Source organism: Kluyvera genomosp. 2 (assembly GCF_036759865.1).
Lineage (GTDB): Bacteria > Pseudomonadota > Gammaproteobacteria > Enterobacterales > Enterobacteriaceae > Kluyvera > Kluyvera ascorbata_B.
Genome location: NZ_JAPKIA010000007.1, coordinates 45,837 through 62,129, shown reverse-complemented (window position 1 = coordinate 62,129; position 16,293 = coordinate 45,837). Strand labels below are relative to the sequence as shown.

13 protein-coding genes are annotated in these 16,293 nt (G+C 55.4%); 5 read left to right on the top strand and 8 right to left on the bottom strand.

Annotated elements, in window-relative coordinates:
• Nucleotides 1-12: 12 nt before the first annotated feature.
• Nucleotides 13-204 carry a YnbE family lipoprotein gene (locus V6942_RS09030; protein ID WP_106926698.1) on the bottom strand — a complete coding sequence of 64 codons (192 nt, stop codon included), beginning with the start codon at nucleotides 202-204 and terminating at the stop codon, nucleotides 13-15.
• The gene (locus V6942_RS09025; RefSeq protein WP_333501134.1) at nucleotides 201-2,843 is read right to left on the bottom strand and encodes a YdbH family protein; all 2,643 of its coding nucleotides are present in this window, start codon (nucleotides 2,841-2,843) and stop codon (nucleotides 201-203) included. The genes V6942_RS09030 and V6942_RS09025 overlap by 4 nt, the downstream gene beginning before the upstream one ends.
• Nucleotides 2,844-3,152: 309 nt before the next feature.
• Between V6942_RS09025 and V6942_RS09020 the strand changes: the two genes are divergently transcribed.
• Both V6942_RS09020 and hslJ read left to right on the top strand, forming a co-directional pair.
• On the top strand, nucleotides 3,153-4,142 hold the full coding sequence (locus V6942_RS09020) for a 2-hydroxyacid dehydrogenase (protein ID WP_333501133.1): 990 nt from the start codon (nucleotides 3,153-3,155) through the stop codon (nucleotides 4,140-4,142).
• A 125-nt stretch (nucleotides 4,143-4,267) separates the two neighbouring features.
• A complete protein-coding gene (gene hslJ, locus V6942_RS09015; protein ID WP_182967673.1) occupies nucleotides 4,268-4,708 on the top strand; it encodes a heat shock protein HslJ in 441 nt (146 codons plus the stop codon).
• Nucleotides 4,709-4,711: 3 nt separating this feature from the next.
• On the opposite strand, the gene V6942_RS09010 is transcribed toward hslJ, so the two are convergent.
• On the bottom strand, nucleotides 4,712-4,978 hold the full coding sequence (locus V6942_RS09010; RefSeq protein WP_182930475.1) for a DUF333 domain-containing protein: 267 nt from the start codon (nucleotides 4,976-4,978) through the stop codon (nucleotides 4,712-4,714).
• A 308-nt stretch (nucleotides 4,979-5,286) separates the two neighbouring features.
• Here V6942_RS09010 and nifJ point away from each other — a divergent pair, with 308 nt between their 5' ends.
• Nucleotides 5,287-8,814 carry a pyruvate:ferredoxin (flavodoxin) oxidoreductase gene (gene nifJ, locus V6942_RS09005; protein WP_182967671.1) on the top strand — a complete coding sequence of 1,176 codons (3,528 nt, stop codon included), beginning with the start codon at nucleotides 5,287-5,289 and terminating at the stop codon, nucleotides 8,812-8,814.
• Nucleotides 8,815-9,168: 354 nt separating this feature from the next.
• On the top strand, nucleotides 9,169-10,314 hold the full coding sequence (gene ompC / locus V6942_RS09000; protein WP_182930473.1) for a porin OmpC: 1,146 nt from the start codon (nucleotides 9,169-9,171) through the stop codon (nucleotides 10,312-10,314).
• 154 nt (nucleotides 10,315-10,468) lie between these two features.
• Here ompC and V6942_RS08995 read toward each other — a convergent pair whose 3' ends face one another.
• Genes V6942_RS08995 through V6942_RS08985 form a run of 3 tightly spaced genes read right to left on the bottom strand, consistent with a single transcriptional unit; the run spans nucleotide 10,469 to nucleotide 12,229 of the window.
• On the bottom strand, nucleotides 10,469-10,753 hold the full coding sequence (locus V6942_RS08995) for a heavy-metal-associated domain-containing protein (RefSeq protein ID WP_106926684.1): 285 nt from the start codon (nucleotides 10,751-10,753) through the stop codon (nucleotides 10,469-10,471).
• Nucleotides 10,750-11,106, bottom strand: a complete 357-nt coding sequence (locus V6942_RS08990) for a hypothetical protein (RefSeq protein ID WP_106926682.1) — start codon at nucleotides 11,104-11,106, stop codon at nucleotides 10,750-10,752. Before V6942_RS08990 ends, V6942_RS08995 begins: the two co-directional genes overlap by 4 nt.
• On the bottom strand, nucleotides 11,084-12,229 hold the full coding sequence (locus V6942_RS08985) for a transglutaminase-like domain-containing protein (RefSeq protein ID WP_106926680.1): 1,146 nt from the start codon (nucleotides 12,227-12,229) through the stop codon (nucleotides 11,084-11,086). Before V6942_RS08985 ends, V6942_RS08990 begins: the two co-directional genes overlap by 23 nt.
• A 502-nt stretch (nucleotides 12,230-12,731) precedes the next feature.
• On the opposite strand from V6942_RS08985, the gene V6942_RS08980 reads away from it, so the two are divergent.
• Nucleotides 12,732-14,432 carry a penicillin-binding transpeptidase domain-containing protein gene (locus V6942_RS08980; protein ID WP_374956741.1) on the top strand — a complete coding sequence of 567 codons (1,701 nt, stop codon included), beginning with the start codon at nucleotides 12,732-12,734 and terminating at the stop codon, nucleotides 14,430-14,432.
• Between the two features lie 142 nt (nucleotides 14,433-14,574).
• Here the strand turns inward: V6942_RS08980 and kdsA are convergent, their stop codons facing one another.
• Together kdsA and sirB1 are read right to left on the bottom strand one after the other, a co-directional pair.
• Nucleotides 14,575-15,429, bottom strand: a complete 855-nt coding sequence (gene kdsA, locus V6942_RS08975) for a 3-deoxy-8-phosphooctulonate synthase (RefSeq protein ID WP_333501132.1) — start codon at nucleotides 15,427-15,429, stop codon at nucleotides 14,575-14,577.
• 51 nt (nucleotides 15,430-15,480) lie between these two features.
• Complete coding sequence (sirB1, locus tag V6942_RS08970; protein WP_106926674.1) at nucleotides 15,481-16,290, bottom strand: invasion regulator SirB1; 810 nt, start codon at nucleotides 16,288-16,290, stop codon at nucleotides 15,481-15,483.
• Between the last annotated feature and the right edge of the window lie 3 nt (nucleotides 16,291-16,293).

The window sequence follows — 16,293 nt, the reverse complement described above, 5'->3', positions numbered from 1 at the left end:
TCATCACCGGCCTCAGAATAGATCGCTACGCGATTTGAGCAGATCCTCAACGTCCTTATCGGCCTTGATGCGGATTTCATGCTCAATCTTGACGTTCATATTGATGGTAATCGGCTCTTTCGGCGCCGCCACCTCTATACGCGGTACACAGCCCGATAGCAATGCCGTTGCCGCGACGGCCAGCATGGCGATGGATAATTTCATTGTTGCTCCTTACATTCCTTGCCGCTACGACACGGCCCCCCGGGAAGGGTCGCGTGTTGCTCAAGCCATGACTGAAGTTTGTCGCCAAAGCGCAGGCTTCGCCACAAATCAAAAACATTCTCCTGGTGCGTATAGTTGAGCTGCACCGTACTGCGTTTTTCATCCATCACCCCGGTACCGGTAACCGTAGCCTGAAGCGATAACTGTCCCAGACTATCGAGGTTAATGCGCGTCCACGAGCGTGAGATTTCCAGGTAGCGCAGCCAGTTGATGGCGGCGCCAGCGGCGATGTTGTCCGCAGCAACCGCATCGGCAGTGTCTTTATCAAGCCGGAGGGTCATCGGGCCCGGGTTATGCAGCCAGCCGTCTTTAATAATCCACTGACTGTCGTTCAGCCACAGCGGCAGCGCGCCATCGACCGCTCCGGACATTGCAAACTGTTTCGGGTTAACCGCGCTCACCAGTTCACTGGTCGAAATATGCTGTAAACGCAGCAGCGCCGCATCATGCTGCGGCAACCGCAGCTGCTGCATCGTCACCTTGCCGCCAAGCACATCAACGCTGACGTCGCTCAGCTGCAATGGCGATGCTTCGCTCCACGGCCAGGTGCCCTGAAGGTCGGCGGTCACGTTACGTGCGGTCACCTGGTTAACAATTTCGGCGATACGCAGCGAAACCGGACGTCGCGTCCCCAACTGCCAGACGCCCGACTTCAGACGGAACGGCAGCACAAAATCAACGCCATTAATTTCGTTATCCGGCATCCACGCGCTGCCGCTGCGCAGCACGCCGTGGCCGCCTGCTTCAAAGCCTTGGCCAGCGGCGGCGGAAAAGGCGACCTGTGCGTACAGCGACCCTTCGCGTAGCTTCATTTTCCAGTCCGGCGGCACCAGCGGCTGGAATACCGTCAGCGACTGCTTGGGCCACCACGCCTGGCCGCGCAGACGCTCACCGTCCCAGCGCCCGGTTACGCGCACCGGGCCGATAGCCTGCGCCTTGAGGTCACCTTTAAACTGAAAGAATGTGGGATCGCGCCCTTCCACGCTGAAGGTTAACGCCGAGGCTGGCAGTACGCTGCCGCCGGTAAAACGGGTTTCGCTGGCGTCCAGCGCCAATGCGCCGGTAAAGGACGGATGCTGTTCATTGCGGATCCAGTGAATCGGCTGCTCCAGCTTCAGGCGCGGCTTATCAATAGTCATGGTGCCGTACTGGAGCTTATCAAAACCGGTCGATAACGTATTGAGGACAATCGCGCTGTCGCGCCACTCTCCGGTGCCGGTCACATCCCACCGAGCCTGCATCGGAGTGAAATGACCGTCGCCCCAGTAGCGCCACTGCCAGGTGCCTTTATCCGGCATAAAGTTGTCGGCCTGCCCATCAAGGTGCAGCACAAAATCCCCTGTCTGCTGCTCGTGGGCACGAAGGATCGCCTGCAGGCGGCCATCAATCCCCTGAGTGGAGATTTTCACCCCAGCCAGCGGCCAGCGCACGTCGTCAATATTGAGCGCATCAATCACTCGCCCGCGTGAACGCAGCAGTGCCCCGGGCTGGAACGCCAGCACCGGCGTCATCAGCGGGCCGCTGAGATGTGCGGGCAGTTTGGCGTAGAAAATCAGATCGCCCTGTTTGGCTTCCCCCACCAGCTGAAGCGGCATGTCGCTGTTGTCCATACTGAGCACGCCGGGCCCCACGTTCAACACCGCCACGCCTTTGCCAGCATCGCCGGAGGTGAGCACGCTAAGACGACCGCTTACCTGCGTCTTATCTACCCCCTGCTGCCAGTTTTCCAGCTTCACGCCTACGCGCCCGCTCAGCGGAATACCGGCCTGATAAGGCCAGTTCCAGCGGCCATCGCTGATGGTGAGCCGTTGTTCGGTTAAGGTCCACGGCAAATCGACCAGCGGATCGTCTTCACCGCGGGCCATCATCACCAGTTGACCTTGATTACCGTCCCAGTTGAGCTCGGCGTCAACCGGAGACGGCACCTGAGGCACCTGAAACGTCGACTCGAGATGCCCTTTGATCGGTAAGCCATCCGGCACCAGCGGCAGCGTAAATTCCCCCAGCAGCTTTACCGGCGGTTCCCCGTCAAGCAGGCTAGCGCGAAACTCGCTGACCGTCAGCGCCTGCCCGTGCAGGCGGGCACGCAGTGCGACCTGCTCGCCCTCATACGCGATGTCCTGGCGCTGCGGGGTGAGCGAAGACGTTAGCTTGCCCTGCCATTTTTGCCACGGCGAAATGCTGAGCGAATCAATCGTCAGCCAGGTGTTGGGCAGCATTGACTGCCACTCCGCCAGCGTGCGCGGCGCACCGGGCACGGCATCGTTTTGTGGCAGTTTAGTAAAGCAGAGTGAGTTGAGGTTGACCGCCGCGGCGTGCAGTCGCCAGCGGCTTGGGTGTGACAGGGTCACTTCTTTGAGCGTCGCCAGTTCGCAGTCGCCTACCAGATAGCGAAGATCGGGAATGCGTAGCGCCGAGCGGGTCAGCCGCGGGCTTTCGTTAAAGGCAATGCGCGTTCCGGCCGGAAGCCAGATGCCCACCAGCGTAGGAACCCAGTACCCCAACGTCATCACCAGCGTGAGCGGCAGCAGTACTAAAAGCAGGAGTAGCGCAATGATGGCTTTATATTTACCCTTCATGGGTGCAGTCATATCCAGATTGAAAAAGCAGTCATGCCTGGCCGCACAGCGGGCGGTCCAAAGGCGCATATTGTGTCATGTCAGACCAGATAGTGAAACCGCTGTGATGGATTAAGCGTAGCTGCTGCATAATAAAATGTGAGGAATTTCAGTTGATTCTGATTGAGATTACCTCTACGCGCCCCCATTTAAACGACCTATACTCATGCGTATATATTTACGTATCCTTAGCATTCAAAACATTTTTATATTTTGTAAGATTTTTTGAATTATGCTAACTTGACTCTAAAATCATTGGAGAAAAGTCTCATGAAAATCGCCGTTTACAGTACAAAGCAGTACGATAAAAAGTATCTGCAAAATGTTAATCAGGCATATGGATTTGGGCTTGAGTTTTTTGATTTCCTGTTAACGGAGAAAACCGCCAAAACGGCCCATGGCTGTGAAGCGGTGTGTATTTTCGTTAACGATGACGGTAGCCGTCCGGTGCTGGAAGAGTTAAAAGCCAACGGCGTGAAGTACATTGCGCTGCGCTGCGCGGGCTTCAACAACGTCGATCTCGACGCGGCGAAAGAGCTGGGGCTGCGCGTGGTGCGCGTGCCGGCCTACGACCCGGAAGCCGTTGCCGAACACGCTATCGGCCTGATGATGACCCTGAACCGCCGCATTCACCGCGCCTATCAGCGCACCCGCGATGCCAACTTCTCACTGGAAGGGCTGACCGGTTTCACCATGTTCGGTAAAACCGCTGGCGTGATCGGCACCGGGAAGATCGGCGTTGCCGCCCTGCGTATTCTCAAAGGTTTCGGCATGCGCCTGCTGGCCTTTGACCCGTACCCAAGCGCTGCCGCGCTTGAACTGGGCGTGGAGTATGTCGACCTGCCGACGCTGTTTGCCGAGTCGGACATTATTTCACTGCACTGCCCGCTGACGCCGGAGAACTACCACCTGCTGAACGCCAGCGCATTTGAAAAAATGAAGAACGGCGTGATGATTGTTAACACCAGTCGTGGCGCCCTGATTGACTCCCAGGCGGCGATTGAGGCCCTGAAAACGCAGAAAATCGGCGCGCTGGGGATGGACGTCTATGAAAATGAACGCGATCTGTTCTTTGAAGATAAGTCGAATGACGTGATTCAGGATGACGTATTCCGTCGTCTTTCCGCCTGTCACAACGTGCTGTTTACCGGCCACCAGGCGTTCCTGACTGCGGAAGCCTTGACCAGCATCTCAGAAACCACGCTGCAAAACCTGCAGCAAATCGACACCGGCGCTGATTGCCCTAACGCTATCGCCTGATGTCCACCGCTCCCCGGCAACAACGGCCGGGGAGCATTTTCGGATAAGCCCCACAGACACGCCCCGCGTTAAAGTTAGACTTCAATATATTCACCAAACCAATAATTAAGAAGAAGTACTGTGCCATGAAGAACCTGTTTTTCCTGCTGGCGGCGGCCGCCCTTCTCTCAGGCTGCGTTTACAACAGCAAAATGTCGACCAACGGCGAGAGCCTTGCGCATCATCGCTTTGTGTTAGAAAGCGTGAACGGTAAGGCGGTCAGCAGCCATAGCGCTCCACTCGAGCTGAGCTTTGGCGAAAGACAGCCGATTCTGGAGCGGATTTATATTTCAGGCAGTATGTGCAACGGTTTTTCCGGCACCGCGACGTTACATAAAGGCGAGCTGAAGGCCACCGATCTGGCGGTGACCCGAAAACTGTGCAGCGACCCACAGCTTAATTCGCTGGACGGAACGCTGAGCACCATGTTGCGCCAGGGCGCGCAGGTTGATTTAACCGAGCAGCAGCTGACCCTCGCCACGGCAGACCAGACGCTGATTTATCGCCTGGCCGATTTAGTGCATTAACGCTTAGTAATTACCGCAGGTGCCAACGGCAAGCGACTGTTCGCTGCAGCGTTTGCCGTTTGGCAGCGCGCACATACCGATACTGGAGCCGTCCAGCTGGCGCGCGGCAGAAAGTGAGCCGCCAATCATCGCGCAGTTGGCTTCACCAGTGCTGGACATCGCCGCTCTCATTCCCGGCGTAACGTGTGCGGCAGTCGCCTGCTGAACGGGCTCACTGCTGCACGCAGATAATAATAGCGCCGCACACCCCACTAAAAACGCAGCTCGCATCTCTTCTCTCCGTATTGCAAAAATAAGAACAAACCTAAGCATCATAGGCAGCGCGAGCCGCTCCGTCGAGAGACGAAGTGCGCATTTATGCGCTGTAGAAACATTTTCTGGCAATTTTGTGGCGAAAATCATTCGCCTCATTGATATCGACGCCCCCTTAGGACACAAAAGCAAAAATGATTCAGCCCGAGGTTTGCTAGACTTCCCTTAACATCATCCTCAAGAGCGATGTGTCAATGACGAACAATTTCCCGGTTGGCGGCGCTCCCGCGGACCACTTTTTTGCGCAATGTAAGGTGTCATAATCCATGATCACAATTGATGGTAATGGCGCGGTCGCCTCGGTGGCGTTCCGTACCAGCGAAGTCATCGCCATTTATCCGATCACGCCAAGCTCAACCATGGCTGAACAGGCTGACGCCTGGGCGGGCAACGGGCTTAAGAACGTCTGGGGCGACGTGCCGCGCGTGGTCGAGATGCAGTCGGAGGCAGGCGCGATTGCCGCCGTACACGGGGCGCTACAAACGGGTGCCCTGTCAACGTCCTTTACCTCATCGCAGGGCCTCCTGCTGATGATCCCCACGCTGTATAAGCTCGCCGGACAGCTGACGCCTTTTGTGTTGCACGTTGCAGCACGTACCGTCGCCACCCACGCGCTGTCGATTTTTGGCGACCATTCTGATGTCATGGCCGTACGCCAGACCGGCTGCGCGATGCTGTGCGCCAGCAGCGTGCAGGAAGCGCAGGACTTTGCGCTGATTGCCCATATCGCTACGCTGAAAAGCCGCGTACCGTTTATTCACTTCTTTGATGGTTTCCGCACCTCACACGAGATCAACAAGATCGTGCCGTTGGCCGACGATACGATTCGCAGCCTGTTACCGCAGGAAGACATCACCGCTCACCGCGCCCGCGCCCTCAATCCTGAACACCCGGTTATCCGCGGTACCTCGGCAAACCCGGACACTTATTTCCAGTCTCGTGAAGCCACTAACCCGTGGTATAACGCGGTTTACGACCACGTTGAGCAGGCGATGGATGATTTTGCCGATGCCACCGGCCGGCGTTACAAACCGTTCGAATACTACGGTCATCCGCAGGCTGAACGCGTCATTGTGATTATGGGGTCAGCGATTGGTACCTGCGAGGAAGTGGTAGATGAACTGCTGACCCGCGGTGAGAAGGTCGGCGTACTGAAAGTTCGCCTGTATCGCCCGTTCTCCGCAGCGCACCTTCTGCAGGCGCTACCGGAAAGCGTGCGCAGCGTGGCGGTCCTCGATCGCACTAAAGAGCCGGGGGCTCAGGCCGAACCGCTGTATCTCGACGTCATGACCGCGCTAGCGGAAGCCTTTAACCAGGGCGAGCGCGAAACGCTGCCGCGCGTGATTGGCGGCCGCTACGGGCTCTCTTCAAAAGAGTTCGGCCCGGACTGCGTGCTGTCTATTTTCAACGAATTGACGGCGGCCAAGCCGAAGCCACGCTTCACCGTCGGTATCTACGATGACGTAACCCATCTCTCCTTGCCGCAGGTAGAAAACACTTTACCGTCGCGCGCACGTCTGGAAGCGCTGTTCTACGGACTGGGCAGCGACGGCAGCGTCTCTGCGACCAAAAACAACATTAAGATTATCGGTAACTCCACGCCATGGTTTGCGCAAGGGTACTTCGTCTATGACTCCAAAAAGGCGGGCGGCCTGACGGTCTCTCACCTGCGCGTCAGCGACGAGCCGATCCGTTCTGCCTATCTGGTGGCACAGGCCGATTTTGTCGGCTGCCATCAGCTGCAGTTTATCGATAAATACCAGATGGCCGAGCGCCTGAAGCCCGGCGGTATTTTCCTGCTCAATACGCCCTACAGCGCCGATGAAGTCTGGGCGCGCTTGCCGCAGGAAGTGCAGGCCGTACTGAACCAGAAACAGGCGCGCTTCTACGTGATCAATGCGGCGAAAATCGCCCGTGAATGCGGCCTGGCGGCGCGAATTAATACCGTTATGCAGATGGCCTTCTTCCACCTCACGCAGATTCTGCCGGGCGATAGCGCGCTAATGGAGTTGCAAAACGCCATTGCCAAAAGCTACAGCAGCAAAGGCCAGGATCTGGTTGAGCGTAACTGGCAGGCGCTGGCGCTGGCCCGTGAATCGCTGTTTGAGGTTCCGCTACAACAGGTTAACGCCAGCAGCCCTAATCGCCCGCCGGTGGTCTCCGACGCCGCTCCGGACTTTGTCAAAACGGTCACCGCGGCGATGCTGGCCGGTCTTGGCGACGCGCTGCCGGTATCTGCCCTGCCGCCGGATGGTACCTGGCCTGTCGGCACCACCCGCTGGGAAAAACGCAACATTGCCGAAGAGATTCCTATCTGGAAAGAAGATCTTTGCACCCAGTGTAACCACTGCGTTGCCGCCTGCCCGCACTCGGCCATCCGCGCGAAGGTGGTGTCGCCGGAAGCCATGGATAACGCCCCGGCCTCCCTACACTCTCTCGACGTGAAGTCGCGCGACATGCGCGGTCAGAAATACGTCTTGCAGGTGGCGCCAGAGGACTGCACCGGCTGTAATCTGTGCGTTGAAGTCTGTCCGGCAAAAGACCGACAGAATCCGGATATCAAAGCCATCAACATGATGTCGCGTCTGGAACACGTAGAAGAAGAGAAAGTGAACTATGACTTCTTCCTCGAACTGCCGGAAATCGACCGCAGCAAGCTGGAGCGCATTGATATTCGTACCTCCCAGCTTATCACTCCGCTGTTTGAATACTCCGGCGCCTGCTCCGGCTGCGGCGAAACGCCGTATATCAAACTGCTGACTCAGCTATACGGCGACCGTATGCTGATTGCCAACGCCACCGGCTGTTCTTCCATTTACGGTGGTAACCTGCCTTCGACGCCGTACACCACCGATGCTAACGGCCGCGGACCGGCGTGGGCTAACTCCCTGTTTGAAGACAACGCCGAGTTTGGCCTGGGCTTCCGCTTAACGGTCGATCAACATCGTCAGCGCGTGATGCGCCTGCTGGACGGTTTTGCCGAGCATATTCCGGCAGAACTCAACGACGCGCTGCACGCGGATGCAACGCCAGAAGTGCGTCGTGAGCAGGTTGCCGCCTTACGCAGCGCGCTTAGCGGCGTAGAAGGCGCCGAAGAGCTGCTGACCGATGCGGACGCATTGGTTGAGAAATCCATCTGGCTTATTGGCGGCGACGGCTGGGCCTACGACATCGGTTTCGGCGGTCTGGACCATGTCATGAGTCTGACCGAAAACGTCAATATTCTGGTGCTTGATACCCAGTGTTATTCCAACACCGGCGGGCAAGCCTCAAAAGCGACCCCGCTCGGCGCGGTCACCAAATTTGGTGAGCACGGCAAGCGCAAGGCGCGTAAGGATTTGGGCGTCAGCATGATGATGTACGGTCATGTGTACGTGGCGCAAATTTCGCTCGGCGCACAGCTTAACCAGACGGTGAAAGCTATCCAGGAGGCAGAGTCCTACCCGGGGCCATCGATTATCATCGCCTATAGCCCATGCGAGGAGCACGGTTACGATCTGGCGCTCAGCCACGATCAGATGCGTCAGCTCACCGCGACCGGATTCTGGCCGCTGTTCCGCTTTGACCCGCGTCGTGCCGATGAAGGCAAGATTCCGCTGGCGCTGGACTCACGTCCGCCGTCAGACGCGCTGGCCGAAACGCTGATGAACGAGCAGCGTTTCCGTCGCCTGAACAGCCAGCAGCCAGAGGTGGCAGAGCAGCTGTGGAAAGACGCGGCAGAGGATCTGCAAAAACGCTACGACTTCCTTGCCATGATGGCCGGAAAAGCGGAAAAACCAGCGCCACAGGAATAACCGTTCTAAGGTCATTCTGAAACCATAAAAAAAGCCCGAATAGTTATTCGGGCTTGTCATTTAAGATAACGAATAAGAATAATGACACACGGCAACATAAATAAATCACGGAAGAATAAAGGCATATAACGGCCGCAGCTTACGTTATATATCGTTACTTGTATAATTTTAAATTTGTATATATTTTGATAAATCATTCACCAAAATTATTACCATTTCAATTGACTCACCTTCTTTAGATTTTACTTATCGCGTTACAAATATTATTTACCCTCTCGAATTTTTCTCTATTAGCATGGCCATACTTCCTGTATCGGGAAGTGCACAAATAAAAATACTAAAGGAATATACTCAATGAACAGAAAAGTACTGGCCCTCATCATTCCTGCCCTGCTCACCGCAGGCGCAGCCCATGCCGCAGAAGTTTATAATAAAGACGGCAATAAATTAGACATCTACGGCAAGGTAGATGGTCTGCATTATTTTTCTAATAATTCCGGCTCTGATGGCGATCAGAGCTATGTTCGTTTCGGTTTCAAGGGCGAAACACAAATTAACGAGATGCTGACCGGTTACGGCCAGTGGGAATACAACGTTCAGGCCAATACCGAAGAAAGCGATACGGGCAACGCGTGGACCCGTCTGGGATTCGCGGGCCTGCGCTTCGGTAATTACGGCTCATTCGACTACGGTCGTAACTATGGCGTATTGTACGACGTTGAAGGCTGGACCGACATGCTGCCAGAGTTCGGCGGCGACACTTACACCAACGCGGATAACTTTATGACTGGCCGCGCCAACGGCGTAGCGACCTATCGCAACAACGACTTCTTCGGTCTGGTCGACGGTCTGAACTTTGCTCTGCAGTATCAGGGTAAAAATGAAAACCAGGGTGGCGAAGGCGACAATAGCTATGGCACAAACAACCGTTCTGACGGCAATGTCCGTAAAGACAACGGTGACGGCTTCGGTCTGTCCACCTCTTACAATCTGGGGATGGGCGTGAGCGCTTCAGCCGCGTACGCGACTTCCGATCGTACTAACGCGCAGAAAACAGATACCACTGCCGATGGCGATAAAGCAGACGCATGGACCGTCGGTCTGAAATACGACGCCAATAACCTTTACCTTGCATCCATGTATTCAGAAACGCGTAATATGACGCCATACGGTGATGATAACGGCGTGGCCAACAAAACGCAGAACGTTGAAGTTACCGCACAATACCAGTTCGATTTTGGTCTGCGCCCGGCAATCTCTTATCTGCAATCTAAAGGTAAGGATTTATACACCGGCAACAACAATGTAAAAGCAAACGCAGTCGGCGACAAAGACCTGGTGAAATACCTGGATCTGGGCGCGACTTATTACTTTAATAAGAATATGTCCACCTACGTGGATTATAAAATCAACCTGCTTGACGGCAACGATACCTTCTATCAGGAAAACGGTATCAACACCGATAACGTTGTCGCGATGGGTCTGGTTTACCAGTTCTAAGACGATATAAGAACCCGCCGCTAATGCCGATCGGTCAGGAACGGTAGGCCGGATAAGGCGTTTTACGCCGCCATCCGGCAATCAGCGCGCAGTGTGCCGGATGCTAATCCGGCCTGCGCAAGCATGACGGTCATTGCCGGCGGGTTTTCTTTATTTACTGCACCACGCTTTCGCCGTGGATTTCCCCTTTGAATCCGGTTTTAGCAATGGCCGCTAATAGCCTCTGATTATCAAAGTTTTCGGGCACCACCACCTGCGCCTGACGCGTTTTCAGCGAAGCCTTAGCCTTAATAACGCCCTCGGTACTGCGCAAAGCCTGGTTAATGGAAATTACACACAGCGGGCAGTTCATTTCGCCAACATCAATGGTGACCAGCTTATCGGCCGCCCAGCCAAACGGCGTAAACATCAGCAGCGCCAGACAAATCGCTTTTTTCATTCCATCCACTCCCAGACCCAGGGCAAAACGTAAGGATAAGTGATTAACGCCAGCACCAGCGGCACCGCCAGCCAGTACAACCACACCAGCACCCGACGGCTTACCACGTTCACGCATACCGGCTTAGCCGACAGATGCAAGCGCCAGAACCCGCGCGCCATCAGCCCCAGAGCGACGATCACCATCGGAATCTGTAGCCACGAGGCACCGGGAATACCCACCAGCCCCGCCGCCGATATGCCAAACACCAGATACAACAGCGGCCCGATGCAGCACAGCGTTGATGCGCCGGCGGCGATCACCGCCGCCAGCAGCGTCAGCAGCCCGCCCTTAATGCTGTTCGACGCTGACATAATCGTAACTAAAGGCGGCCGGATCGTAGAAGTTCAGCGGATCGCCATCCACTTCGGCGTAAGGGTAGCCCAGATTGTTCACGTCGCCCTGCTCTGCGGCAGGTGACAGCGCGAAATCCCGCGCGTGGTTAAAGCCGACCCAGTTCATTTCCCAGTTACCAAACAGGTAATCGTTCACTGCCGTCACCGCCGGATCGCCGTTCTCTTTTTTCTCCGTCAAACGCATTTTGGTCACATCCGCCGGATCTGCGGGCATCCAGCCAAAACCAGCCAGCCAGAACATGGCGCGGCAGTGTTGACCACCGCTGATTTTGGCCACACCTTTATCGTCGGCGCTGCCGAAGGCTTTCGTCGAGTAGCCGTTCAGCTTACGGCTGGCACCTAAGCGGATGCCGAACATTTCACGCGCCGGAATGCCGACCGCGCGGCACAGCGCCACAAACACCGAGTTGATATCGGTACATTTGCCGCCCAGCTTGTTGGTTTTGAGAATTTCGCCGACGTCGCCGGTGCCGCAGCCAATCACCGCATCATCACGATGCATATGGGTGCTCACCCAGTTGTGAATCAGACGCGCCTGCTTGAGCGGCGCTTTTTCATCGGCAATAATTTTCAGCGCAGTCTCTTTCACCAGGCCATCAACCGGAATGTGCGGCGTGGCCAGCAGGAAAGGCTTGATCTCGTCGGGGATCACGGCGCCGGCGACCGGCAGCTGCCAATCGGCCAGGCGATTGTCTTTCAGCACCTCCCAGTCGCGCGTTTCAATGTCCATTTCGACTTTGATATCCAGCGCCCCGTCAGATGATGGCCAGGTCACAAACAGCACTTTCGCACCATAGCGATTATTAGCATTTAACGTCGCGCTCTGGTAATTACCGCTGAAAGAGAGGTTCAGCAGCTGCTGGAAGGCGGTATCTTCTGGGATAGGGATCCACAAATTCACCTTGCCAGAAGAACCTTGCGGGGCCTTCAGGCTATAGGTTTGCGTCATCACAAAACGGCGGTATTTGCCGGAAGAAGAGACGGCAGGCTGCGCTTTCGCTTCAGTTTTGGCAAAAACCGGACTGACCAGACCCAGCGTGGACAGGGCCGCAGCGCCTTTCAGGAAGTTACGCCTTTGCATTGTGTATCCTTCATCACCAGAAAAAGCTGGCGCTTCACCCCGCACCTGCGGAGGCTGGGCGCTATTATGCGGCCATGTATTCAGCACGACAATGGATATGAGGATGCAAACGGCATCATCGGTTAAAATCACGCCCCGCCTGCGTAATGTTATAACAACTCGAAAAAGATGAGCAAACCTGCGGATGGCTCCGATAATATTCAGCCAGCATGAAGTAAATAACGGAAAAGCACGCTCACCGAAATTCAACCCCAAGTAAATTTATTGGCACACGCTTGCGTAATTTCTCATCAATTATTGTTAATCAGCTCACCGGCAATACGCCATTAGCGCTGAAATAATATGTTAACTTAATGGCTTGTTATCAATGACGTTACCTGTAAACTGTTTCACGAGTTCGCCTGATAATGGGTTTTAAATTGCATCGTGGCAGCCGTTGATAAATCACGACTGGCGGCAATTGATTATAAAAAATAAAAATTCATGTGGTTTTATGTTACAAATGAAAAGAAAATCAACAGAAAAGCAAAATAAAGACTCATTTATTACGTCTCGTTACACAATAATCTGTCTTGGTATTCTTGGCTGCCTCGGCGTTTTACTGGTAAGGGTCGCCGATCTGCAGTTTCTGAACCACCCGATGCTGGCAAAAGAGGCGGATCAGCGCTCGCTGCGCACCGTGGTACTGCCCACCAACCGCGGTACGCTGGTCGATCGCGATGGCGAAGCATTGGCCATGAGCGTCCCGTCGCGTGACGTGGTGGTCGATCCGGTGAAAATCGTTGAGGCCAGCCCCAATTTTCGCGATGCAAAATGGCAATATCTCGCCGCAGCGCTGAATACCACCACCGATCAAATTGCGAACAAAATTTACCAGAATTCCCGGCGTCATTTTCTTTTCCTTGAGCGAAAAGTTGAGCTCGGGATTGCTAAGGATATCGCCGATCTGCATATAAAGGGCATCAGCGAAATTTATGACGACAGCCGCTTCTACCCAATGGGCGAAGCGGCAGCCCCACTAATAGGTATTGTGGGCGCCGATAATACGGGGCTCAACGGTGTTGAAAAAGGCTACGATACTATTTTACAGGGTGAGCCGGGCAAAGAAATTTATCGCAAGGATGCCAACGGCGATATTATCAGCGTTCTGGATTACGATGCTCCGAAACAGCCACCTACCGTTCAGCTCAGTATCGATAAATTCGATCAGTACACGCTGTACAGCAAACTTCGTGAAGGCGTTCTGCTGAACAAGGCCGACTCCGGCGCGGCGGTGCTGGTGAAAATCGACACCGGCGAAATCCTGGCGATGGCTTCGTATCCCTCTTACAACCCCAATAACTTTGATAACGCCACCCCATTGCAAATGCGTGACGTGGCGATTAACGACAGCTTTGAGCCCGGTTCAACGGTGAAGCCATTAGTGATCATCGAAGGCCTGGAAAGGCATATTATTCAGCCCAATACCCTGCTTGATACCACGCCCTACCGCGTCAACGGGCACCTGATCCGCGACGTGGGTCACTGGCCGCAGCTCACGCCGACCGGTATTCTGCAAAAATCGAGCGATATTGGCGTGTCGCATATTGCGCTGGCCATGCCGGCCCAGGCGCTGGTTGATACCTACCACGCTTTTGGGCTGGGTAAGCCAACCGGTCTGGGATTGACCGGCGAAAGCGTTGGCTACTTCCCGCTGCATCGCCAGCAGTGGGCCGATATCGAACGCGCCACCTTCTCCTTTGGCTATGGGCTCCGCGTGACGCCGCTGCAAATTGCACGTGAATATGCCACCCTCGGGTCATTTGGTATCTATCGCCCGCTATCCATTACCAAAGTGACTCCGCCGGTTATCGGCCAGCAGATTGCCGATCCGTCAATTGTCAAAACGGTGGTGCACATGATGGAGAGCGACGTGCTGCCCGGCGGCAGCGGCGTACGCGCAGCGGTGCCGGGATACCGTCTGGCAACCAAAACGGGGACCGCGGAAAAGCTGGGCGACAGCGGCAAATATGACGGCGGCTACGTGAACTACACCGCTGGCGTCGCGCCGGTCAGCCATCCGGAAGTGGCGCTGGTCGTCGTGGTGAATAACCCGACGGCCGGTACCCACTTCGGGGGGTCGGTAGCAGCACCAATATTTGGCAACATTATGGGGCCCGTGCTGAAAAATATGAATATTGCCCCGGACGCGCTGTTGCAGTAGCTCATACCATCAGGCTGCCGCACGGCGGCGAGCGCCCGAAACGGGCCGCTGGGGTCATAGCCAGCGGCCTTTTTTGTTATCAATGACGCAAAAAAAACCGCCCCGTTGAACGCGGAGCGGTTTTTTCAGACCTCAGCAATGATTACTTGCTGGTATCCAGTTCGTCGAAACCTTTCACCAGATCGTCAATTGCTTTCATCTGCTTCAGGAACGGTTCCAGCTTCGCCAGCGGCAGCGCGGACGGGCCGTCGCAGCGCGCATGGTCCGGATCCGGATGCGCTTCAATGAACAGACCGGCAATTCCCACCGCCATACCGGCGCGCGCCAGTTCGGTGACCTGCGCACGACGGCCGCCGCTTGCGGCGCCAAACGGGTCGCGGCACTGCAGCGAGTGGGTGACGTCGAAGATAACCGGCGAGTTGTTGGACGCTTTTTTCATTACGCTAAAGCCCAGCATATCAACGACCAGGTTGTCATAACCGAAGTTAGAACCACGGTCGCAAAGAATCACTTTGTCGTTGCCGCCTTCGATGAATTTGTCCACGATGTTACCCATCTGGCCCGGGCTAACAAACTGCGGCTTCTTCACGTTAATGACCGCGCCGGTTTTGGCCATGGCTTCCACCAGGTCAGTCTGACGAGCGAGGAACGCTGGCAGCTGAATCACGTCCACCACGTCGGCAACCGGCTGCGCCTGGCTGGCTTCGTGCACGTCAGTGATGATTTTCACGCCGAAGGTTTGCTTCAGCTCCTGGAAAATTTTCATCCCCTCTTCCAGGCCTGGGCCGCGGTAAGAGTGGATAGAGGAACGGTTGGCTTTATCAAATGAAGCTTTAAACACGTAAGGGATGCCCAGCTTCTGGGTCACGGTCACGTAGTGTTCGCAAATACGCATCGCCAGGTCGCGTGACTCCAGCACGTTCATGCCGCCAAACAGAACAAACGGCAGATCGTTTGCTACCTTGATATCACCAATGCTAACCACTTTTTCTTTCATAAGATCGCCTTGTTAGGGTATTTCCGCGATTATAACCGGGATTTTTCCCGTTTAGTGAAGAGTAATTTGTTTATGCGCGATGGTGTTAATCTGCGCACGAATCATTTCGCTGATCGGGTCTTCCGGACATTGCTCAACGAAATAGTTTAAATCGTTCAGTGCGATGTGCTCACATTCCAGCTGGGCATAAATCAGCCCGCGGTCGCGAATTTCGTAGGGATCTTCTGGGTTAAACTGCAGCAACGCCTCGCTGGTACGCAGCGCCAGCTCCATCTGCCGCTCTTCCATGAGCGCCGATTTCAGCGTGTCGAGCAGTTTACGCACCACTTCGGCGTTATCCGCTTCATCGAGATCCTCATTGAACAGCTCCGCCATCGGGCTGATGTTGCCCTTCAGCCACACGTCGAGCGTATGCTCGTCAAGCGTGTCGCCGTTAAACGGGTTGATCAGCCACAGCTCTTCGTTGTCGACGTCGGCGCGCAGCAGCAGCTGGGTCGGGAAAATCACCGGCACCACCGGAATATCCAGATGCCCGGCGATCCACAGCACAATCGCACCGAGCGCCACGGCGCTGCCCTGACGATTTTTCAGCACCTGATCCAGCCACAGCGCATCCGACAGGCGGTAGACGCCGGAGGAGTCGCCAAAGTTCCACTCGTGGTAGAACAACTCAATCAGGCGTTCCATCTGGCGCGTCAGCGTCCAGGAAGGGCTGATCTCTTCCCGCGCCAGCGCCACCAGGCACTCGAGCTGCTCGCGCACCTTCTGCGACGGGAAATCATCACGAATTAATTCGGAAATAAGGATCATGCCGTCGCACAGCGGCGCTTTATTAAATTCAAAATCAGCCAGTGACTTCATACC

Coding starts and splice junctions, on each gene's coding strand:
- V6942_RS09025 (WP_333501134.1), bottom strand. CDS start 2,843: ATGAAGGGTAAATATAAAGCCATCATTGCGCTACTCCTGCTTTTAGTA.
- V6942_RS09010 (WP_182930475.1), bottom strand. CDS start 4,978: ATGCGAGCTGCGTTTTTAGTGGGGTGTGCGGCGCTATTATTATCTGCG.
- V6942_RS09030 (WP_106926698.1), bottom strand. CDS start 204: ATGAAATTATCCATCGCCATGCTGGCCGTCGCGGCAACGGCATTGCTA.
- ompC (WP_182930473.1), top strand. CDS start 9,169: ATGAACAGAAAAGTACTGGCCCTCATCATTCCTGCCCTGCTCACCGCA.
- V6942_RS08985 (WP_106926680.1), bottom strand. CDS start 12,229: ATGCAAAGGCGTAACTTCCTGAAAGGCGCTGCGGCCCTGTCCACGCTG.
- V6942_RS09020 (WP_333501133.1), top strand. CDS start 3,153: ATGAAAATCGCCGTTTACAGTACAAAGCAGTACGATAAAAAGTATCTG.
- kdsA (WP_333501132.1), bottom strand. CDS start 15,429: ATGAAAGAAAAAGTGGTTAGCATTGGTGATATCAAGGTAGCAAACGAT.
- V6942_RS08980 (WP_374956741.1), top strand. CDS start 12,732: ATGAAAAGAAAATCAACAGAAAAGCAAAATAAAGACTCATTTATTACG.
- V6942_RS08995 (WP_106926684.1), bottom strand. CDS start 10,753: ATGAAAAAAGCGATTTGTCTGGCGCTGCTGATGTTTACGCCGTTTGGC.
- V6942_RS08990 (WP_106926682.1), bottom strand. CDS start 11,106: ATGTCAGCGTCGAACAGCATTAAGGGCGGGCTGCTGACGCTGCTGGCG.
- sirB1 (WP_106926674.1), bottom strand. CDS start 16,290: ATGAAGTCACTGGCTGATTTTGAATTTAATAAAGCGCCGCTGTGCGAC.
- hslJ (WP_182967673.1), top strand. CDS start 4,268: ATGAAGAACCTGTTTTTCCTGCTGGCGGCGGCCGCCCTTCTCTCAGGC.
- nifJ (WP_182967671.1), top strand. CDS start 5,287: ATGATCACAATTGATGGTAATGGCGCGGTCGCCTCGGTGGCGTTCCGT.